The 21,312-nt window shown below is 39.2% G+C and carries 17 protein-coding genes; all 17 read right to left on the reverse strand.

Annotated features, from left to right (window positions below; translation table 11 throughout):
* Nucleotides 1-165: 165 nt before the first annotated feature.
* Entirely contained in the window at nt 166-2,481 is a 2,316-nt protein-coding gene (locus tag GLIP_RS10590; RefSeq protein WP_008844624.1) for an efflux RND transporter permease subunit, read from the reverse strand.
* Nucleotides 2,478-3,509 carry a WD40/YVTN/BNR-like repeat-containing protein gene (locus tag GLIP_RS10595; protein ID WP_008844625.1) on the reverse strand — a complete coding sequence of 344 codons (1,032 nt, stop codon included), beginning with the start codon at nt 3,507-3,509 and terminating at the stop codon, nt 2,478-2,480. The genes GLIP_RS10590 and GLIP_RS10595 overlap by 4 nt, the downstream gene beginning before the upstream one ends.
* Nucleotides 3,510-3,570: 61 nt before the next feature.
* The gene (locus GLIP_RS10600) at nt 3,571-4,938 is read right to left on the reverse strand and encodes a DUF1329 domain-containing protein (protein WP_008844626.1); all 1,368 of its coding nucleotides are present in this window, start codon (nt 4,936-4,938) and stop codon (nt 3,571-3,573) included.
* Nucleotides 4,939-4,950: 12 nt separating this feature from the next.
* On the reverse strand, nt 4,951-7,029 hold the full coding sequence (locus GLIP_RS10605) for a DUF1302 domain-containing protein (protein WP_008844627.1): 2,079 nt from the start codon (nt 7,027-7,029) through the stop codon (nt 4,951-4,953).
* Nucleotides 7,030-7,208: 179 nt separating this feature from the next.
* The gene (locus GLIP_RS21695; protein ID WP_083880105.1) at nt 7,209-7,430 is read right to left on the reverse strand and encodes a DUF2835 family protein; all 222 of its coding nucleotides are present in this window, start codon (nt 7,428-7,430) and stop codon (nt 7,209-7,211) included.
* A gap of 4 nt (nt 7,431-7,434) precedes the next feature.
* A complete protein-coding gene (pepN, locus tag GLIP_RS10610; protein WP_008844628.1) occupies nt 7,435-10,026 on the reverse strand; it encodes an aminopeptidase N in 2,592 nt (863 codons plus the stop codon).
* 57 nt (nt 10,027-10,083) lie between these two features.
* Nucleotides 10,084-11,571, reverse strand: coding sequence for a Na+/H+ antiporter NhaC (gene nhaC, locus GLIP_RS10615; protein WP_008844629.1), 1,488 nt, complete (start codon nt 11,569-11,571; stop codon nt 10,084-10,086).
* A 13-nt stretch (nt 11,572-11,584) separates the two neighbouring features.
* Nucleotides 11,585-12,922 (reverse strand): sodium-dependent transporter, encoded by a 1,338-nt coding sequence (locus tag GLIP_RS10620; RefSeq protein WP_008844630.1) that lies wholly within the window; start codon nt 12,920-12,922, stop codon nt 11,585-11,587.
* Between the two features lie 287 nt (nt 12,923-13,209).
* On the reverse strand, nt 13,210-15,255 hold the full coding sequence (gene prc, locus GLIP_RS10625) for a carboxy terminal-processing peptidase (protein WP_008844631.1): 2,046 nt from the start codon (nt 15,253-15,255) through the stop codon (nt 13,210-13,212).
* Nucleotides 15,256-15,259: 4 nt separating this feature from the next.
* Nucleotides 15,260-15,907 (reverse strand): RNA chaperone ProQ, encoded by a 648-nt coding sequence (proQ, locus tag GLIP_RS10630; RefSeq protein WP_008844632.1) that lies wholly within the window; start codon nt 15,905-15,907, stop codon nt 15,260-15,262.
* Nucleotides 15,908-15,919: 12 nt separating this feature from the next.
* A complete protein-coding gene (locus GLIP_RS10635; protein ID WP_008844633.1) occupies nt 15,920-16,222 on the reverse strand; it encodes a hypothetical protein in 303 nt (100 codons plus the stop codon).
* Nucleotides 16,219-16,689 carry a GAF domain-containing protein gene (locus GLIP_RS10640; RefSeq protein WP_008844634.1) on the reverse strand — a complete coding sequence of 157 codons (471 nt, stop codon included), beginning with the start codon at nt 16,687-16,689 and terminating at the stop codon, nt 16,219-16,221. The genes GLIP_RS10635 and GLIP_RS10640 overlap by 4 nt, the downstream gene beginning before the upstream one ends.
* 199 nt (nt 16,690-16,888) lie before the next feature.
* Nucleotides 16,889-17,572, reverse strand: coding sequence for an SIMPL domain-containing protein (locus GLIP_RS10645; protein ID WP_008844635.1), 684 nt, complete (start codon nt 17,570-17,572; stop codon nt 16,889-16,891).
* A gap of 1 nt (nt 17,573) precedes the next feature.
* Nucleotides 17,574-17,837, reverse strand: a complete 264-nt coding sequence (locus GLIP_RS10650) for a hypothetical protein (RefSeq protein ID WP_040522643.1) — start codon at nt 17,835-17,837, stop codon at nt 17,574-17,576.
* 45 nt (nt 17,838-17,882) lie between these two features.
* Nucleotides 17,883-19,112: a nucleoside recognition domain-containing protein gene (locus GLIP_RS10655; protein WP_008844637.1), complete on the reverse strand. Its 1,230-nt coding sequence runs from the start codon at nt 19,110-19,112 to the stop codon at nt 17,883-17,885.
* Between the two features lie 107 nt (nt 19,113-19,219).
* Nucleotides 19,220-20,344: a pyridoxal-phosphate-dependent aminotransferase family protein gene (locus GLIP_RS10660; RefSeq protein ID WP_008844638.1), complete on the reverse strand. Its 1,125-nt coding sequence runs from the start codon at nt 20,342-20,344 to the stop codon at nt 19,220-19,222.
* A 449-nt stretch (nt 20,345-20,793) separates the two neighbouring features.
* A complete protein-coding gene (locus tag GLIP_RS10665) occupies nt 20,794-21,312 on the reverse strand; it encodes a gamma carbonic anhydrase family protein (RefSeq protein WP_008844639.1) in 519 nt (172 codons plus the stop codon).

Consider the following 21,312-nt stretch of genomic DNA (forward strand, 5'->3'; position numbering starts at 1 on the left):
ACAGTTTTTGATAATTTAGTTGTGCTATTTTCGCTAAAAATATGTCCCTTTAAAAGGATTAAATTAACTATAATTTTACAATTAATATAACTATGCATCGAAACTAATTAAAAAAGGGCCCTTAGGCCCTTTATGTGTATTTAATGCTAATAATTATGCAAAAAATTATTTTTGTTTGCGCCAGAATACAGCAGCTAAAGCAGGTAAAACCACAATTGCACCTAACATATTTACCACAAACATGAAGGTCAGCAAAATTCCCATATCCATTTGGAACTTAAGCGATGAAAATACCCAAGTGCTCACACCAACAGCTAACGTAATTCCGGTAAATAGCACTGCACTACCTCTTTCTTTCAGTGCTTCAAAATAAGCCTGTCTAACGGGCATACCAGATTTAAGTTTGATATTCATCGTAGATAAAATATAAATCCCGTAATCGACGCCAATACCAACCCCCAGTGCAATCACCGGTAAGGTTGAAACTGTTAGGCCAATTTGCAAAAACGTCATTAATGCTTGTGCTAACACCGACACCACATATAACGGAACTACCACCGACAAGGTCGCACGCAATGACCTAAAGCTCATTAAACACAATAAAATCACAGCGCCAAACACATATAGCATCATAGGATCTTGTGCTGCAGAAACAGCTTCATTTTTAGCAGCCATTACGCCAACAGGACCAGAAGCTAAACTAAATTTGAGTGTATCGGTTTCATAGTCTTGTCTAAATAATTTCACCGCATCAACCACTCGGTCGATAGTTTCTGCTTTATGATCTTCCATAAACAAAATGATCGGCATTACTGAACAGTTTGTATTGAGTAATCCAGAAGATGTAGGTATACGTGATATTGCTTGAACTAACGTTTGTTGATTACGCGGTAATACACGCCATTTCGGATTTCCTTCGTTATATCCCGCGTTAACCAGTTTCGCTACAGATGGTAGGCTTACCGCTGATTGCACGCCCTCTACATTGGTCATTTTCCACTGCAATTCATCAATTGCGTTCATTACCTCAAAGGATGTACACGCTTCTGGCGTTGTTTCTACCAGCACTGAGATGTAATCAACGCTAATTGCATATTTATCGGTTATCAAAAAGGTATCTTGATTATACCGACTGCTTTCATGCAAAGCTGGTGCACCTGCATGCAGATCACCGATTTTCATTTTAGAAGATTGCATCCATCCTAAAACAAAAAGAACGGCAGTAATCGCTAAAATTATGTATGCATATTTTGGAGTAGAACATTTAGATATCGCATTCCACCATCCATCTGAACGATTTTGTTTGTTCTTGAATTTATTCTTATATGAATCACTAAATTTCACATAAGACATCAACACCGGCAATAAGATGAGATTGGTTAGGATTATTACCGCCACCCCTAAACTTGCCGTAATGGCCAATTCTCTGATAATACCAATATCGATCACCAGTAAGGTCATAAACCCAACCGTATCGGAAAGAAGTGCTATTCCACCTGGAATCAACAGGGTTCTGAATGCAGATTCCGCCGCAAACCTCGCAGTTCCACCTTCCACAATACGCTTTCCAACCGCGTTTATCATTTGCACACCATGACTTACGCCAATAGCAAATACTAAGAAAGGGACTAAGATAGACATAGGATCCAATCCAAATCCTAATATAGTCAACAACCCCAGCTGCCAAACAACTGCTATCACAGAACATAAAAGTGGTAAAATGGTAAGCATGATTGATTTCGAAAAGAAATAAACCATTATTGCGGTAATGGCTAAAGCAATGGCAAAGAATAACAATACATCTTTTGCGCCATCGGCTACATCACCAATCATTTTGGCAAAGCCAATAATATGAATGCTGGTATTTTCGTTCTCAAATTTTCCGCGAAGTTGCGTCTCTAATTGTTCTGCAAGAACAAGAGTATCGAGCTTTTCCCCAGTGCCTGGATCGATGTTTAATAACTGTGCAGAAACCATCGCACATTTAAAATCATCCGATACCATTTGACCTACAACGCCGGCCTTGTCTACATTTTGCGAAACCAACGCAAGCGCATCTGGATTTGTGGAATCGAAGTCAGCAGGTATTACCGGACCTCCAGCGAAACCTCCTTCAACAATTTCGGTAAAGCGTGTAGAGGAGGAAAATAAAGATTTAACTAACGAACGTTCAACACCATTAATAAAAAATAACTGGTCATGTACATTTTTTAAGGTATCAAAGAATTCCGTATTATAAATATCACTGTCTTTATCACATACAGATACCAAAATATTATTCGCACCACCAAAGTCCTTGGCATGCTTCATGTAATTAACCATATATTCGTGGTTAAGAGGAATATTTTTGGTAAAGCCGGCGTCCAGTTTAAGCTGCGACGATTGATACCCGAGGAATCCAGTGGCTAAAACAAAAAGTAATACTACAATGATTCGATTACGAAAAATTGCATTTACGCAAAAATCAATCAATTTAGTCATAGTCCGCTATTAATTCCTTCACATACTGTCATGTCATCGCGATATAAAATACTTTTCATTCCCATCGCAGAGGCAATGATAATTTGATTTTGCACGTTTAGTGCAGCATTAATTGCCTTTCCATCTTCAAAATGCGCTTTTTGCACATCATCGCCGTTAACACAGACGATATTGCCGCTATTTCCCATAGCAATAAACTGACTTTCAGAGTATGGAATGATGGTATTTAAGGAAGAAGTCATGCCTGAACGTATTTGTATCCATTGCGCACTTTCTGATGAAAATTTAAAAATATTGCCGCGTAAGCCAACAGCAACAATGTCACCATTGTTTATCTGTTGAATATCAAAGAATGAACCAAAATAATTTACGTCCATACGTTGCCAAGTGAAGCCTTTGTCATCGCTTTTAGCTAACAACCCTGATTCACCGGCGATATAAATTGTCTCTCCGGCTACTAATATTTTATTTAAGTGTGGCAAAATGGACGCTAACTCTGATTGATAAAAGTCCTCATCTTCAGCTCTAATCTCTTCTAAATAATCAATATCATCTGGATGTAGAAATTCTCTATGTACTTCTTTTTTCCAGTCAGCACCGCCATTAGTAGTGCGTAAAAAAGTACCATAAGCACCAATAGCGATCCCTTCTTGGGAATTTAAAAAGGTAACATCTAAAAGTGGCTTTTGTAATTCGGGGGCGAACATTTGTAATTGCCAAGGTTGGCTAGCTGCAGACTTATGCAGAATGACTGCATCATGTCCAACTGCCCATATCTGATTGTCTATTGCTGTAACAGCAGTTAACGTTGATAGCGTTGGTACGGTTTGTTGCTGCCAATTCTCGCCGTCTTCAGACAGTAAAATATGGCCTCTTTCTCCAACACTAATAATTTGTGTATTTGTTTTTGCTACATCTAGTAACAAGGATTCTTTTGCTAAGGGAGCCAAATAAGATTCTTCAGAAGACGCTGAGAATGCACACAAAGAACTCACAAACAAAACGGATAGAATTTTACTTCGATTCATATTCTTCTTTTCATCTTCATTTACAAAAACGGTTGGCAAAGCCAACCGTTGATTTTAATAGTTAGCGTATACCTTCTCGCCTGAGGGCCTGAGCAGTAAATTCTTTTTCGTTAGGTCTAACCGAAAAGTCATATACTTTATCTTCATTATCAAGACCTAAAGCAAGGTAACGTCTAGAATTTAAATCATGATATACATCAAGCGTAGACCAATGTGTAGGAACTTCGTAGTAATTTATTCCATGAGCTACCGCTACTTTATATAAATCACCACGATTATCGTACATATCTGCTACCTGAACTTGCCAGCTATCCTCGTCTATAAAAAACACACGTTTAGAATAAACATGGCGGAAACCATCTTTCAGATTCGCTTCAACTACCCATACACGGTGCTTTTCATAACGTGTTAAATCAGGATTAATATGGCCAGGTTTTAGAATTTCGTCGTACTTCACATCACCACTATGCAAGGCATAGTTATTGTAAGCGACGTACATTTCTTTTTTACCTTTTAATTCCCACGTATAACGGTCCGGCGCACCGTTGAACATATCGAAATCATCTGTAGTTCGTAAACCATCAGATGCAGTACCTGGTGCGTCATATGCAATATTAGGCGCACGTCTAACTCGACGTTGACCGGTATTATATGTCCAAGCTTGACGCGGCTCTCGCACTTGGTCCATTGTTTCATGTACTAACAAAGCCGTACCTGCAAGTCGAGCTGGAGAGGTAATGGATTGTTTAAACTTCATTAAAATGTTGTCTTCTAACAACGCTTCTGGCGTTGCATCCGGACTAGAGTATTTTACAAATAAAATTTCATCAAATCCAATGACAGTATAATCACCCGAAGATGTAGGGGCTGCTTGACCACCGTTACGCTGAATGCCTTCACCACGGAATCGTAAAATATGATTCCATATCGCTTCTACACCATTTTGTGGAATAGGAAACGGAACGCCAATTGCTGCGTTTTTAATACCGTTACCACCTTGAATTAGTTCAGCTCGCGAAGCATTTGCTTTCGTTGCGTCGTAAACAAATTGTGGATTCGACGCGGTACGGCGAGTTTGATAAACCGGCATTTTATAAGTGTCAGGGTAAGTTTCGAACAATTTGACCTGACCAGCACTTAGAAAATCAGCGTATTCTTTGTAATTTTGACCAGTTATGGTGAAAAGTACTTTGTCACCAGGGAACGGATCTGGATGAAAGTCCCCTGCTTTATATCCCGCTGGAGGCGTTGTAATACCGCCGTCCCACGCAGGAATACTACCGTCAGCATTTCCTGCTTTTTCACCACCAAGTGGCGTTAGTTCGCTGCCTAGTTTCGATGCTTGCTCTTGAGATACTTTCGCTTGAGCAAACGAAACAGTGAGTGCCAATGCTATTGCAGAGGTTGTTACTACTAAATTCTTAATCATTTCGTTTTTCTCTTAAATCGAGTATTTAAAGTTAACTGATACAAAGTCACGGTCTGATAAGGCATTCGTTGTGCCTATCCCGCCCCAGAAGCTACTATAACCTACAGATGCAGAAAATTTGCTTAAATAATCGAACTCAAAAGTCAAATTCGCAGATTTAACATCTTCGGTAAATAGGAACAAAGGATCAGGTGTTGTACCGTCTACATCATGAGAGAATGTCGCTCGTGTTCGCAGGTTGACGCCTGAAAATACATTATTAAAGTCAGCAACAGCTAAGATACGATAACCCCAAGCAGAATCGGTTGGGAATGGATTGGTTTCTGGCCCATTTGATAAACCAATGTGCAACCCTTCTCTAGTAGAAATAATATTGCCACTTTCATCGCGAAGTGGTTCTAATGATGCCGTTCTAGATGTTCCAGGTCCATTTAATCTTAGAATGCTAGGATCAGGCATATCTTCAATGCTAATATAGCCAACCTCCCCTAATAAAATAAGGTTATCAGCACCTAACGCTGGGCCAAAAACATGAGTGGCTGTCATTTGTGCCTGAATGGTGTCAGACAATACGAAGCCTTCAGCTGTTTCACCTGGTCCTACATCGCGACCAATATTACCCAGTTGTGAAATACCCGCTAAATCTGGACGTAATCCTACATTTGCTAGTTGTTCAGGCATAGCGGTATAAAGAAGTTCGACATCATCAATTTGTAAAGGTTCATCAGCTCGGTAAGCAATTTCACCTGCAAGTGCCGTTTCCCCAACGTTAGTATTGAAACTAAAACCATATAATTTGATGTCTTCAGGATACATAAATTGAGTTTCAGTAAATGCATCCAAGGAAGTGATATTGTCACGTGTAATTTCATTTGCAGCTAAAAATGCAATGTCTTGCGCAATGCCTGCAGTGGTAAAATCTGATGTTGTACCAGAAATTAGTGGACGCTGACTATGATAGTTAATGTGATACAAACTAAATTCAGTATCGTTTAAATCTGCTGAGTAATATGACATTTTAATACCATATTGCCCCTGATCATCAGCATCTGTGTGAGCAGCGTCACTATAGCCCCTTACAGCAACTTTAGTTGGATACGCTAAATAAGCAGCAGAAATTTGTGCAGGATCAGCTCCCGCTAGCAGCGCTGAGCGCAAACCATTTAAGCTTTCAATCAGAAAATCTAAATTAATGTCGGGATTACCTGTGAAACCTAACTGAATATTTTGCGCTTGACCGCCCTCACCTGCAAAATCATTAGTGGCAAAGTAACTCCCGGCTTGCGGTAGTCTGCTGCGTTCCCATTCATATTGATAATATGCTGACAAACTGAGGTTTTCAGTTAAACCAAAAGACGCAAATACCATCCCTACAGGAATGAAAACTTCTTTTAGTTCTGCCCCAGGTGCTTGTGCTCTGGTAACATCAACGGGATTTGTTGTATTAATACCGTGTTGGATAAACGTACTTTCACCCCAACTCACGACCTGATCACCGATACGCAAGGTAACTGGTACATTGCCTATATCAAAATCGGCATAAAAGAATGCATCTAACAGTCTGACATCAGAACAAAGTTCCTCTGATGCTTGCGAGGCAGCACAAGGATCTTGTGTTTGACCGGTAATTGGATTTGTCCAATCTCTACTGCCATCTTTTAAAGCAAAATCATAAAAATAGAAGCCACGAGCGAAAAAGCCCATGTTGTCATAGCGAATATCTAATTCATGGGTCCCTTTAAACACAGTCGAAAAGGCTTCGCCTTTGTCAAAGTTTAAGTTTCCAAGATCGCCGTTAGTTGAATATGCACCATCGGCATTGGCCCACACTTCAGCTGAGGTATAAATAGGATTGGTAGCAGCATTGTATCCACTCCAATCAAAATTGGGATGGTTACTATTACCAATTAAAGAAAAGTCACGTTCTTCAACGCGAATACTGGTTCCTAACGAAAAATTGGAATCAAAATTAACTGACCAATCTCCACTATCCCATGATGCAGCAAATAGGTTTGCGGAAGTCATAACAGAAACAGCAGCTATGCTAAGTGCAAGCGGTGACTTTTTAAACTTCAAAGGTCCACACTTCATATTTTAGTTCTCCCATGTCGCCTTAAAAATCAAAACGACTGATTATTAGTAGCAAATTATTCACAAAATCATTACATCATTTCGACCTGATAGCAAGAAGAAATCGTACCAGTTAAAAAAATGTAAAATGCCACCGTTTTCAACAGGTTAAAAAACGTTCAAACAACTAATGCAAATAATTATGTTATTTTTTCAAACGAAAAGACTTTATTTTCAGAGGTAATTATAAGACGAAAACGACCTTTTAACCCAACGCGAGTAACAAAAGGTCGCAGATTTAAAGTAGGTATTTGTATACGTTCTCCACTTTCAGAATGAAGAATGACCGAATTGGTGGAGGCTGTGTACAACTTCTCACACATTTCATAAGAGGCATTTAAATTAAAATAATAGGTCCGCATAAACTCATTGATAACTTAAACTTTTACTCACTTTCTCATACAAGTCTTTACTAAGATTTGGTTGCGCCAACAATCGGGTTAGTTGATGTTTCATGAGTTCAGCTCGAGCTTCATCCATTTTTTTCCATTGGCTAAGTGGTGTAACAATTCGAGCAGCAACTTGCGGATTTCTTGCATCCAATTTTAATAAATAATCTGCAATATATTTATATCCAGATCCATCTATCGCATGAAATCCTGTTGGATTGTAAAATGCAAACGTCCCGATAACAGAACGCACACGATTTGGATTATCATGATTAAACTGTTTATGACTAAGCAACAAATCGAGTCGTGCAAGTATATCAGGGATTTCACTGCTGGCATGTAAAGCAAACCATTTATCCAGCACCAATGGGTCATCTGCCCATTTTTGTTCGAATTCAGACATTAGACGTTCAAAACAAGGCAATAAAGCGGACTGTGCCGCTTTTAAAGCACCAAGGCTATCAGTCATATTACTCGAAGCAGAAAACTGTTCACTCACCAATTTATCGCCAATGTCAGTTTTAGCTAAATAATGTAAGCATAGATTTCTTATTTTACGCTTGTTCACTTGAGTAGCAGTATATTTGTATCCAGATTGTGCGCTTTCACTGTAAATTAATAAGAAGTTAGCTGAGAATGTATTTGCAATGTGCGACTCTAATTCTTTTCGGGCTTTATTGAGTTCAACGACATAGTAGCGAGAAACCTGTTGAGCAAGAGTTTCAATATTGGGTAACGTTAACATTTCTGCCAACAATGCCCAGTCAGTGTCCGCCTGCTTATCGTTAAAAATGCCGTTGATCAAATTATCGATATCACGCAATGAAACTTTGAAAGTTGAACCTGCAGGCGTTTTACCGTGCAAATATTCACTAAATAATTTTTGCCCCGCATCCCAGCGTGAAAAGCCATCCTGACTTTGCAGCGCAATCTTTAGCAAGGCATCTACAGTGTAATCAAATTCTAGTTTAACCGGTGCTGAAAAATCAGCTAATAACGCTACCGTCGGTTTTTCAGTAAACCCGCTTTTAGTCAACGTTTGACTACCTTGTTTGAGTTCAAACAACTCAGCACTTGGCTTTTCTCCGTTACACATAAACTCTAATCGAATAGGAATATGTAAATTTTGTTTTTGTTGTTGATCTGCAGTTGGGGCGTTAATTTGCTGGAACTCCAATATATATTCCCCGGTGGCATCGTCAAAGCGTTCTTTTACGCTTACCACCGGCGTGCCTGATTGGCTGTACCAGAGTTTGAATTGTGATAAATCAACCTGATTGGCATCTTGCATTGCACTGACAAAATCATCGCAAGTTACCGCTTGACCATCATGACGCTTAAAATACAAATCAATACCATTTTTGAACCCTTGTTGTCCTAACAAGGTGTGCAACATACGAATGACTTCAGCACCTTTATCGTAAACCGTTACCGTATAAAAATTATTCATTTCAATAACTTCATCAGGACGAATTGGATGCGACATTGCGCTGGCGTCTTCTGCGAATTGATGCTCTCTAATGACTTTGACATTTTTAATTCGGTTAACCACTCTAGAGCTCATATCTGCACTAAATTGTTGGTCTCGAAAAACAGTCAGCCCTTCTTTTAAACTGAGCTGGAACCAATCTCTACAGGTTACTCGGTTGCCGGTCCAGTTATGGAAATATTCGTGTGCGATTACGGATTCAATATTAAAAAAGTCTTCATCTGTAGCCGACTCACTGTCAGCCAGAACGAACTTACTATTAAAGACATTAAGGCCTTTGTTTTCCATCGCCCCCATGTTGAAAAAGTCGACCGCGACTACCATGTAAATGTCTAGGTCGTATTCTAAATCGAAAACTTCTTCGTCCCATTGCATGGACTTTTTAAGAGAGGTTAAAGCATGTTTGCCGCGTTTTGCTTTGCCTTTATCGACAAACAATTGCAATAGTATTTTTCTGCCAGAAACGGTTTTAAAATGATCTTCAAGTAAATCAAAGTCCCCTGCCACTAACGCAAATAAATAACACGGCTTTTTAAAGGGATCGTGCCATTTTACCCAATGCCTACCGTCTTCTAATTTGCCACTATCAACTTTGTTGCCGTTAGACAGTAAATAAGGATAGGCTTTTTGATCGGCATAAATAGTGACAGAATACTCGGATAAGACATCAGGTCGGTCAATAAAATAGGTTATCTTACGGAAACCTTCAGCCTCACATTGGGTGCAATACGCATTTTCGGTTTTATATAATCCTTCTAATGAGCTATTAGATGCAGGATCTATTTCGGTATAAATTTCTAAATAAAATTCATCAGGCACATTTTCAAGGGTCAATGATGTTGGTGTTTGCTCATACCGAGTAACACTATTAGCATTTATTTTAATATCTATAAGGGGTAATTCTTCGCCATCTAACACTAAAGGATGTCGATGCTCTCCATTTCGGATAACTTTTAATTGGCTCTTAACTTGGGTCTTTGGATCCTCAAGTTTGACCGATAAATCAACCGTGGATATGAAAAAATGCGGGGGTTGATAATCTAAACGGCGTTTTGCTTGAATCACACTATTATCGGACATACTAAAACCTAAAATAAGACCATTGAAAAATATAAGAAGACTTAAATGCTTTGCTACTTACGATTTGTCTTCCGCAGTTTCTGCATACGAAGGTATGGGAACGCGAAGTATTTTAATCCCTAAGAAAGCATAAATTATTGCTAGGATCGGGTTTATAAGATTGAAAAAGGCATAAAACGCATAATCTAACGCACCGACACCTAGTACGCCTCCCATATAAGCGCCACATGTGTTCCAAGGAATTAGTGGTGATGTAAGTGTACCACCATCCTCTAAACTACGAGAAAGGTTTAACTGGTGTAGACCGCGCTTTTCATATTCATTTTTGTACATTCTTCCTGGCATAACAATAGCCATATATTGATCAGCTGAGATTATGTTAGTTGCAAAACAAGTTAATATTGTTCTAGAGATCATATCACCAGCAGTTTTAGCGCCTACTAATATTGCACTGACAATACGTTTTAACAAGCCAACTTTCTCGAGCACAGCACCAAAGGTCAAGGCACACATGATCAACCAAATAGTGTTTAGCATGCTCGACATACCACCGCGACTCAATAAATCGTTAAGCACCTCACTGTCAGTACTAAAACTTACACCGTCGTATAGCGCAGTCCAGACCACAGTGATGCTGGCAACTAACCCTTCACGCTGATTAGTCGCGAAACTTTGCACAACTTCGGGCTGAAAGACAGCTGCCCAAATACCCCCTAAAATTGCACCAACTGAAACAGCGGGAAAAGCAGGCACTTTTTTTAATGCCAAGATCAACAACACAACTAACGGAATTAATAGATGTATCCCAAGGTTAAATTCGGATTTTAAGAGATTCTGCATATCAATAATGCTTTGCGCTGACGCGTCTTGGGTACTATTGAAGCCTAAAACAGTGAAAATAATCAGGGTAATAATAATGCTTGGAACAACCGTCCATAACATGTATTGAATATGTTCGAATAAGTTTGTTCCAGCAATCGCTGGCGCTAAATTAGTTGTTTCCGACAGAGGAGAAATTTTGTCACCAAAATAAGCACCTGACACCACTGCACCGGCGGTAATCGCCTCAGACATCCCCATTCCATTGGCTACACCCATTAACGCAACACCAACAGTTGCCGCTGTGGTCCAACTGCTGCCTATGCTCATGGCTACCACGGAACAAATCAAACAGGTCGCAGCATAAAATAAAGAAGGGTTAAGTAACTCGAGACCATAATAAATCAGAGTTGGAACTGTTCCTGATAACATCCAAGAACCTATAAGTGCACCGACGGCCAATAAGATTAATATGGCCCCTAAAGACAGTGAAATTCCTTTTACTATGCCTGCTTCAATTTCCTTCCAAGTATATCCGTTTTTAATGCCAATCCCTGAAGCTATAAACATAGCAAAAATCAACGCTATTTGATTAGGTCCAAATGAAGAATCACTACCAAACCAATAAACCGAAGAAAACAGCAAACAAACAAGGATTACAATTGGAATTAACGCGTCAAGAATCGACGCCTCTTTAACTGCCGGCTTTTTAATTTCATTTTCCATTGATACGTATTCCCTATGCAGTTACTGAACGATAAAACATAATAAAAATAACCACAGGGCACACGAACTTAACGTACCAAGGCCAGATTTTCCAAAACAAGGAATGCTCTGCCCCTTCATAGCCTAACTTTAACTCGGCCAGAATACTGTCTCTACGCCATACCCAGCCAGCGAACACACATAATGCTAACCCTAACAACGGTTGACTATATTTAGTGGTTAAACTTATCACTAATCCAAATAAACTTTCGAAATTGAATATGATGAAGGAACTGGCGATAAATACACACACAGTTAGCATCCAAACTGCTTTTGTTCTTCCAACTCCCTTACTTTCAACCACATAGGCTACTGGCACTTCAAGCATTGATATCGAAGACGTTAAAGCTGCAATGACCATGAGTGCAAAAAATGCGAAGGCAACGAAAATTCCCACTGATCCCATCGTATTAAATAGTGCTGGTAAAACCGTAAAGATGAGACTGTCACCCTCAATCAAAGCACCACTTTCAGAGAAAATTTGCACACCATTATGCAAGGCAACATACATAGCAGGGATAATTAGCATACCAGCCAGCACAGCAACGCCGATATCGACGAGTGCTACGGACGCTCCTAAACTAGGTAAACGCTCATTTTTACTTACATAAGATCCATAAACTAACATTGTGCCTACGCCAAGTGACATAGAGAAAAACGCTTGCCCCATCGCATTGATAAGCAACGCGGGATCCATAATGCGGCTAAAATCAGGCACTAAATACGCTTTCCAACCTTCAATTGCACCTGCTTGTGTTGATACATATATGATCAGTAATACAATTATAATCATTAAAGTGGGCATCAAGCGCACAGACCAGCGTTCAATTCCCTGACTTACTCCACCGGTAACAATTCCGGCGGTAATGGCCAAAAATGCGCCACAAAACACGACATTGCGGATGATAGAGTGGCTGGTTAACCATGTTGATAGAGACTCAGCACCGAAAAATTGAGTTATCGTTTGTAGGAAAAAAGCAATCATCCATCCTGCTACAATGGAATAGAATGCTAAGATAAGGGAAACAGTGACAAAGCCCCAAACACCCGTGGCTCTACCAACTTTACTACCAGAAATTTGACCTAGAGCATCAACCATATTTGCACGAGTTGCTCGTCCGATTATTAACTCTGCCATTAGAACTGGATAGGCCAGTAAAAAGGCCAATACGATATAGACTAATACAAATGCAGCTCCGCCATTACTGGCAACCTGAGTTGGAAAGCCCCAAATATTTCCTAAACCAACCGCTGAACCCGCTGCGGCCAGAATAAAACCAAGGCGAGAAGAAAACTCTCCACGTGCGTTCATTTAATACCCTTTTATTATTATTGTGTTTATCTGACCAATGTCTGCTTAGTCTTTTTTTGGGAATACTACACTATACTGTTAATACCACAAAATACTCGCTTTGATTGCCTAAAAATAAACCATAAAGCGTAATGCTTTGTAGACACTCAAGATATTGGCTGTCTGGTATTTTTTAATTTCGCTGATTGCATTACGCAATTTGTCTTAAATAAAAAGTAACACAGCAGCTTTTTTTTATTCTATAAAAAAGGGCTATTAAAAATAGCCCTTTTATAACCAAACATTTATTACTTTTTAGCACTATGTGAGGCGTACATACCTGTGGAGACGAGGTCAAAAGTAATATTTGCAGCTTCGTCTAAGAACGGATCTAGTTCTTCTAGGTCTTCAGGCAAGTCATCAAGTTTTTCTACTTTCTCATGACCTGCTCTAACTAATCGTTCATTTGCCCGTTTAAGACGCGTTGCTTCTTGCTCTTCTTTATCTTTAATACGTTCTGACTCAACTAAAGAAATCGTCTTTTTATCCTTTTCCTTTTGATAACGCTGAATATCTTCAAAAATATATGCGAATTCAGGATTATCGTTGATACGTTTTAAATGATTTTGTTCCATCAACGTAAGAGCGCTAGACGTATTCCCCACAGTTGAGTAGTTAACGCGGTCAATACTATCCCATGGAAGCGCATTTTCTTCTTGGCTTTCACCCCAGTCTTCAGGGTTGATTGCAGATGGAAATTTAATATCCGGGACAACGCCCATATGCTGGGTACTGCCACCGTTAATACGATAAAATTTCGCTATTGTGTACTGAATACTGCCTAGAGGATTACTATACAGATCATAAATACGTCCAAGCGGACGGTGGCGTTGTACAGTGCCTTTCCCGAAAGTTTGCTCACCAAGTACGACAGCACGACCGTAATCTTGCATAGCTGCAGCAAATATTTCTGATGCAGAAGCACTATAGCGATCAACTAACACTGTCATCGGTCCTTCGTAATAAGTGACCCCATCAGTATCCTTTTCCGTTCTAGTTCGCCCAGAAGCGTCATGAATTTGCACAACTGGACCTTGATCGAAAAACAGACCAGATAGTAAAGTTGCTTCGGTTAATGAACCTCCACCATTACCACGCAAGTCTACAACAATGCCCTGTACGCCCTGCTCTTTCAGTTTAACTAGCTCTTTTTTTACATCCGTATGTAAATTGTTGTAAAAAGAAGGAATCGTTATCACCCCTAACTTTTCACCAGCATGAGGACCTGTTTCAGGTGTGTAAACTTCTGATTTAGCAGCGCGATCTTCAAGTTTTATTTTGTCGCGAGTAATACTAACGACTTCTGGCACATTCGATTCAGAAGCACCTTTCAACACTTGCAGTTTTACCACACTACCTTTTGGACCTTTAATTAACTCAACGACCTCGTCCAATCGCCATCCGATAATGTCAACAAAGTCTTCATCATCTTGGGCAACACCAACAATTTTGTCTTCGGGTTTAATTTTTTTAGATAGTTCAGCAGGCCCGCCTGGTACCACACTTCGAATGACTGTAAAGTCATCTTCGCTTTGTAGAACTGCGCCTATACCTTCAAAAGACAGATTCATTTCCATATCGAAACGTTCTGTACCTTGGGGAGATAAGTAGCTGGTATGAGCGTCTACACTGCGTGCAAATGAGTGCATGACAGTTTGAAATACATCTTCACTTTTAGTTTGAGACAGTCGTTTAATTGCGCGTTGATAACGCTTAGTTAAAAGATCTTTTATCTCTTCTTGCGTCTTTCCTGCAAGTTTCAAATTCAATGCATCGTATTTGACTCGTTGTCTCCACAACTCATTTAATTCTGCTGTAGATTCCGCCCAGGGCGCTTCTTCTCTATCAAATTCTAACGTATCGCCCTTTTTTTCGAAATCAAATGGCGTGTCTAGCAAGGTAATCGCATAATTAAAACGCTCTAAACGGCGTTTTAAATTAGTGGCATAAACCTTATAAGCATCGTTAAGGTTACCCTGCGCAATGGCTTCATCAAAATTTAATCGATACTTCTCCATCGCTTCTATATCAGACTTCAGGAAGAAGTTTCGATTATAATCTAACGTTCTAATGTAGCGTTCAAACGTCTTGGCAGACAAATTATCATCTATTTTTATTGGCTTATAATGAGAGCGCAATAAATGTGAACTTATACGTTTTGCAGAGGCTGAATGTTGAGACTCTTGCTCTAAGCTGGGAAGATCTATTTCTACGCTAGTAGAATTAACAGCAATGGCTGTTGCACTTAAACAAAATAATGCGCTACTTACTGAAGCGCGAACAAATTTATTCATATTACTACCTCTTTGGTCGAGCTAGGCGCAAATTATCAGCTTGCACTTTCACTATCATACCCGTTTGAAGTTGGACGTGAACTTCATCTTTAGAAATATCGGTAATAGTCGCAGGAAGCGGACTTTTTCCAACTTTAACGGTCACTTCGGTCCCAACCACTAAGTTTGACTCAGTCAATTTTTCTGGAGGGGGTTGCTTAGTTTGTTTATGTTTAGCAACTTTAGTTCCCTTAAATTGTGTTTGACTAGACTTTTCTGCTTTTACTTTGTAACTTTTCTTTTCAGCCGGCTTGGTTGCATTTGCTTGTTTTCGCTTCTCAGCTACTTTAGCTTTGCTTTCATTTAATTGCTTTAAAGCATGGTCAGCATGTTCTTGTTCGATAGCATCACCTTGATTTCCATCTAAATCAATTCGAAAACTACCTTGTTTGACGCTATGTAAATATCGCCAACTATTAGTGTAATGTCTAAGAGAAGCACGTAACAAGGTTTTGCTTATACGCTCATCTTCTTTCAATCGCTCAGAAAGCTCTTGAAAAATTCCAATTTTAAGGGGCTTCGCTTCACCTTCTAAGGAAAAACATTTTGGGAAGGTTTGTGCCAAAAAAGCGATAACTTCTTTGCTATTTGAAAATTTTTGTTGGTTTTCCATTCAATCTACTAATTAATAATTTTGTTCATAATCTTCATCGTGTTCTGCATCATCCCAAGTTGCCAATAGATGGTCAACCCAGTCATGCAAATCTGCGTCGTCGATTTCCAAGAGATAACTGTCTTCATGCCAGTTTTCCCATATGTGATGTAATATTTTTTCTAAACGGCTGGACTCAATATCTTCATCCGCCAAATCATAAGCCAAATGTAAAATGGTATTTAAACGTTCGGCAGCTTCTTCAGCTAGTTCATCCCAATTTTCCAAGTCTGCTGGCGTCGCCAATACAACATGAACGTCAATCAAACTCTTCAACAGATAGTCTCTTGTAAAACATCAACTATTTGTTGCAGCCCTAAACCGTCTACTGAATCAAAACGTTCAACTATTGGGCTATCAATATCTAATACCCCAATTAAGCGTCTGCCCGACAAAATCGGTATGACTATTTCAGATTGGCTAGCTGCATCACATGCAATATGCCCTTCAAATTGATGAACGTCAGCGACTATTTGCGTTGTTCTGTTTAATGCAGCTGTGCCACAAACGCCTTTTCCTATTGGAATACGTATGCAAGCGGGTTTACCTTGGAACGGTCCTAATACCAATTCATTTTCATCGACAAGATAAAATCCAACCCAATTTACGTCGTCTAAACTCATAAATAAGAGTGCGCTTAGGTTGGCAAGATTAGCTACTAGGTTTCGCTCGTCACCGATTAATGCTTGAGCCTGCTTAGTAAGACTATGATAAAAATCGGTTTTTTCGTTATCTATGGACATTTTCACCTTCAGGCAGTTGTCGTGTGTTTTTAACTTGTCGATCAATTTTCAGATTTTAACCTTCAATCACCAGAATTTCAGCGATTTTTTTATCCTTTGTGATATGCAAAATCATACTTTTCGATTTATTTAATAAAAATCCTAGTATAAATGAATAATTATCACCCAGTAAATTCGAGTCTACTAAGATGCGAAAACCTTATTTTTTAATGCTAAATGACAAAGTTACACTGGCATTAATTTCATTTAATCCTGGTAAATATTGTGCAGCATCGTTAAACACCGACAAAGAACGAGCAGAAGGTTGTGGTGCCGGTTGATAATTAGACGTTTCTTCAACATTTATCACGTCTCCTAGCTCAATCTGCAAATTCTTAGCTAAATGCTTAGCTCTTTCATGACCATCACTAATCGCCGCTTTTAGAGCATTTAGATAGGCTTGTTGTTGATCTTCTACTTCGTAACGGAAACCATCAATACGACTGACTTTTAGTGCAAATAAATCACTTAGGATGGCAGGGTAATTTTCAAAATCTCGTAAAGTGACGTTAATATTACGATTAAAAACATAACCCTTCTGTATATTTGATTGTCGCTCTCTTTCATACCAAGGATAAAGGCTCAATGACATCGCCTGAATATCTTTTTGTTCAATATTGTGTTTGGACAACACGGTTAATATTTTTTGTGTTTTAGCATTTACTTGGTCATTTAAAACCGTTGAGTTTTCGCCTTTCTCTTCTACAGCAATGGTAAACTTCAAGATATCAGGCGCTTGAAAAATACTACCTTGACCTTGAACAGTTATAATATTACTGCGAGATTCATGTGCTATTAAATTGAAACTATTTAGACATAAAATACAAATCCAAAAAATACGCATATTACTTTAACCCTTTGTGTGTAATCACCGCAGCTCTATCCATAATAAAGCTCACTTTTATATATTTGTCTTCTTCATTTCCCCAAATGCAAGTATAGGTGCCTATAACAACTTTACAGTCTTCAGATTTCCCTAAAATCATCTCTACATCTGACTTTATCATCCCCATTTCGACCCTCTCGTAGTTAGCCAAAGTAACTTTGGAGCAAGCGGTTAAAAAAAGACAGCTAAGCACTAAAAAAGATGAGGCAATAAACCTATTCATCGTCACAATTCCTTATCCTAAAATAACTAACATTTTTCGTTAAGTTTAACCAAAAAACCAATAAGCGACTAAAATTGCTGTAACAATTCCAGCCAAATCAGCGAATAAACAGCAAGCAACAGCATGGCGGCTATGCTTGATTCCTACCGCGCCTAAATACACAGCTAATATATAAAATGTGGTTTCTGTTGAGCCTTGCAACACAGACGCTAACCTTCCTGCGAAAGAATCTGCGCCATGATGTTGCATTGTTTCAATCATTAATGCTCTGGCACCAGAACCGCTTAAAGGTTTCATTAATGCATTCGGAATTGCATCAACAAAACGATTATCAAGCCCAATTAAGTTGACACCATGACCTACCAATCCCATGACCATGTCAAGTAAGCCACTTGCTCTGAGCATACCAATTGCGAACAACATAGCGATTAAATAGGGAATAAGCGATATTGCTAGTTCAAAGCCCATTTTTGCGCCATCAACGAATAATTCATAACAATTTAGCTTTTTGATGGCCCCAACACTGAGTACGATTATCACGAAAGTTAGCAGCAGACCGTTTGCAACAATGGATGACTGAGACGCCATCTGATGAGCTGCAAGATTTGAAAAATATAAGATGACTGATGTTATCAGCGCGAATATTGCCGCAGCATACAAAAAGACGACTCGGTTAAATAAGTTTATTTTTTGTACCCAACATGTGACTAAAAGTCCTGCAATTGTTGACGCAAAGGTTGCCAATAAGATTGGAATAAAGACATCTGTAGGATTTTGCGCGCCTTGTTCTGCACGATATAAAAAAACCGCGATCGGAAACAAAGTTACTGAAGATGTATTGATTACCAGAAACAAAATCTGTGCATTGCTTAAACTTGTCTTATCCGAGTTTAAACCCTGCATATCTTGCATCGCTTTGATACCAAACGGCGTAGCGGCATTGTCTAAGCCAAGTACATTGGCGGAAACATTCATGGTTATGCTCCCAATTGCCGGATGTCCTTTGGGGATTTCGGGCATGAGGCGACACAACAAAGGTTCTAACAAAATCGACAATTTAGAGACTAAACCAGACTTTTCGGCAATTTGAAAAATACCTAACCAAAAAGCTAAAACGCCAATTAATCCTATAGAAATATCAACACTCAATTTCGCCATGGCATAAATTGCATCCATAACGTCTTTGAAACTATCTAACTGTTGATTGAAGATAACTTGCCAAAGTGTGGCAACAAATGCTGACAAAATAAAAGTCAGCCAGATTCTATGCAGCATATTTGCTTATCTAAATATATAAAGTGGATAAACTAGCATAAAATTTATGAAGTGTTGTTAGATCCTGTTCCACAAAAATGAAAAACAGGACCTTCACAGCGTTTAGATTAGGATAACACCGACTTAATTGCACTAATGCAATAATTAACGTTTTTGCTATTGCAACCATACCCCATAAGCCCTATCCGCCAAACTTTTCCTGCTAGTTCACCTAAACCAGCTCCTATCTCTAAATTAAATTCAGATAGCAAAGTTTGTCTAACTTGCGCATCATCAATACCCTCGGGAATACGCACCATATTTAATTGCGGCAATCTGTATTTTTCTTCAACTACAAATTCTAACCCTAATGCCTGTAATCCTTCTCGCAATTTTACATGCATCTGTTGGTGACGTTGCCAAGCGGTCTCAAGTCCTTCATTTTGCAGTATTATTAATGCTTCATGCAGGGCGTATAAACTATTTACTGGTGCAGTGTGGTGATATGCTCGTTTTGCTCCTTTGCCCCAATACCCCATCACCAACTCCATGTCTAAAAACCAACTTTGAACCGGGGTCTTTCTCGATGTAATTGCATCGATAGCCAGTTGACTAAATGAAACAGGTGATAAACCTGGCACACACGAAAGACACTTTTGGGTACCTGAATAAATAGCATCAATTTGCCATTCATCAACGCTTAACTCACAACCTCCCAATGATGTAACAGCGTCAACTAAAGTCAGGCAATTAAATTTTTTGGCTAAATGACAAATGGCCTGAGCGTCATTTTTAACACCTGTTGATGTTTCCGCATGGACAAAAGCGACAATTTTAGCGTCACTGTGATTATTTAATGTGTGTTCTAATTTGTTTAAATCGGTTGGTTTACCCCATTGATCTTCAACCATGATTGGGATACCACCACAGCGAAGGACATTTTCTTTCATCCGGCCACCAAAAACACCGTTTTGACATACAATGACTTTATCCCCGGGTTCAACCAAATTCGCAAAACAAGCCTCCATGCCTGCGGAACCGGGGGCAGACACTGGCATAGTAAGTTGGTTTTTTGTTTGGAACGCATACTGCAGAAGCGATTTTATTTCATCCATTAATTGGATAAATTGCGGATCCAAATGCCCTATAGTGGGTCGCGATAACGCCGTCAAGATGCGTGGATCTACGTCAGAAGGACCTGGCCCCATAAGCGTACGGATAGTAGGAATAAATGATGTAGCAAATGAATTCATAAATACACTCTCAAAACGTTAATACCAACTCAGTGTTACAGTTACTAGACCTAACGACAAGATAGTCATAACCAACATTCATCAAAAGAATGTGATTGAGGTATTTCATCATTACTTTTTTTGTTTTTTGAGAAGATTTTACGGTAATGCTGTGGATAACCTGTTAAAAAGCACTGCATAAATTGTGTTGTAGATGTAGATAAGTCCCAACCACAAAGCTACAAATACTTTTCATATTATTGATTTAAATACAGTTTTAAAAAAATTAAGAAATTTGTTTAAAATTTATGCATTGTTGTTCTAAACTAAATGTTCAAATCAATTTTTTGATTTTTGAAGACTTCTCCCTGAAGAAGTTAAGTTAGCGCAAGGCTCTGAGAATGGGCCATTCCCCTAAGCCCGGAACTAGAAATAGTGCCGGGCCTTTTTATATCTTGAATATCAATGTGTTATTCGGGGACAAGGTTTGCCATATAGTGCTTAGCATTGTCTACGTAATGTTCTGCCGAGCCCTTTAACAATGCTTGTTGTTCGTCGCTTAATGTTTTGACGATTTTTGCAGGGCTACCCATCACCACTGAGCCATCAGGTATCTGCATATTCTCCGTCACTAAGCTGTTGGCTCCAATCAGGCAGTAACGTCCAATTTTCGCGCCATTGAGAACCACGGCATTGATGCCAATCAAACTGTAATCCCCAATTTGACACCCGTGTAACATTACTTTGTGTCCTACGGTAACGCCCTGCCCGATAATTAACGGTACATTTTCATCTGTGTGCAAAACAGAACCATCTTGAATATTCGTATCCGCACCAATTGTAATCTCATCGCAGTCACCGCGGATCACTACATTGAACCAGACACTGCTGTTCTCAGCCAAATTAACTGAGCCTATCACGTGGCTACCCGGTGCGATAAACACGTTATCTGCAATACTCGTTTTACGATCTCCAATGGAATAAATCAT

Source organism: Aliiglaciecola lipolytica E3 (genome assembly GCF_000314975.1).
Lineage (GTDB): Bacteria > Pseudomonadota > Gammaproteobacteria > Enterobacterales > Alteromonadaceae > Aliiglaciecola > Aliiglaciecola lipolytica.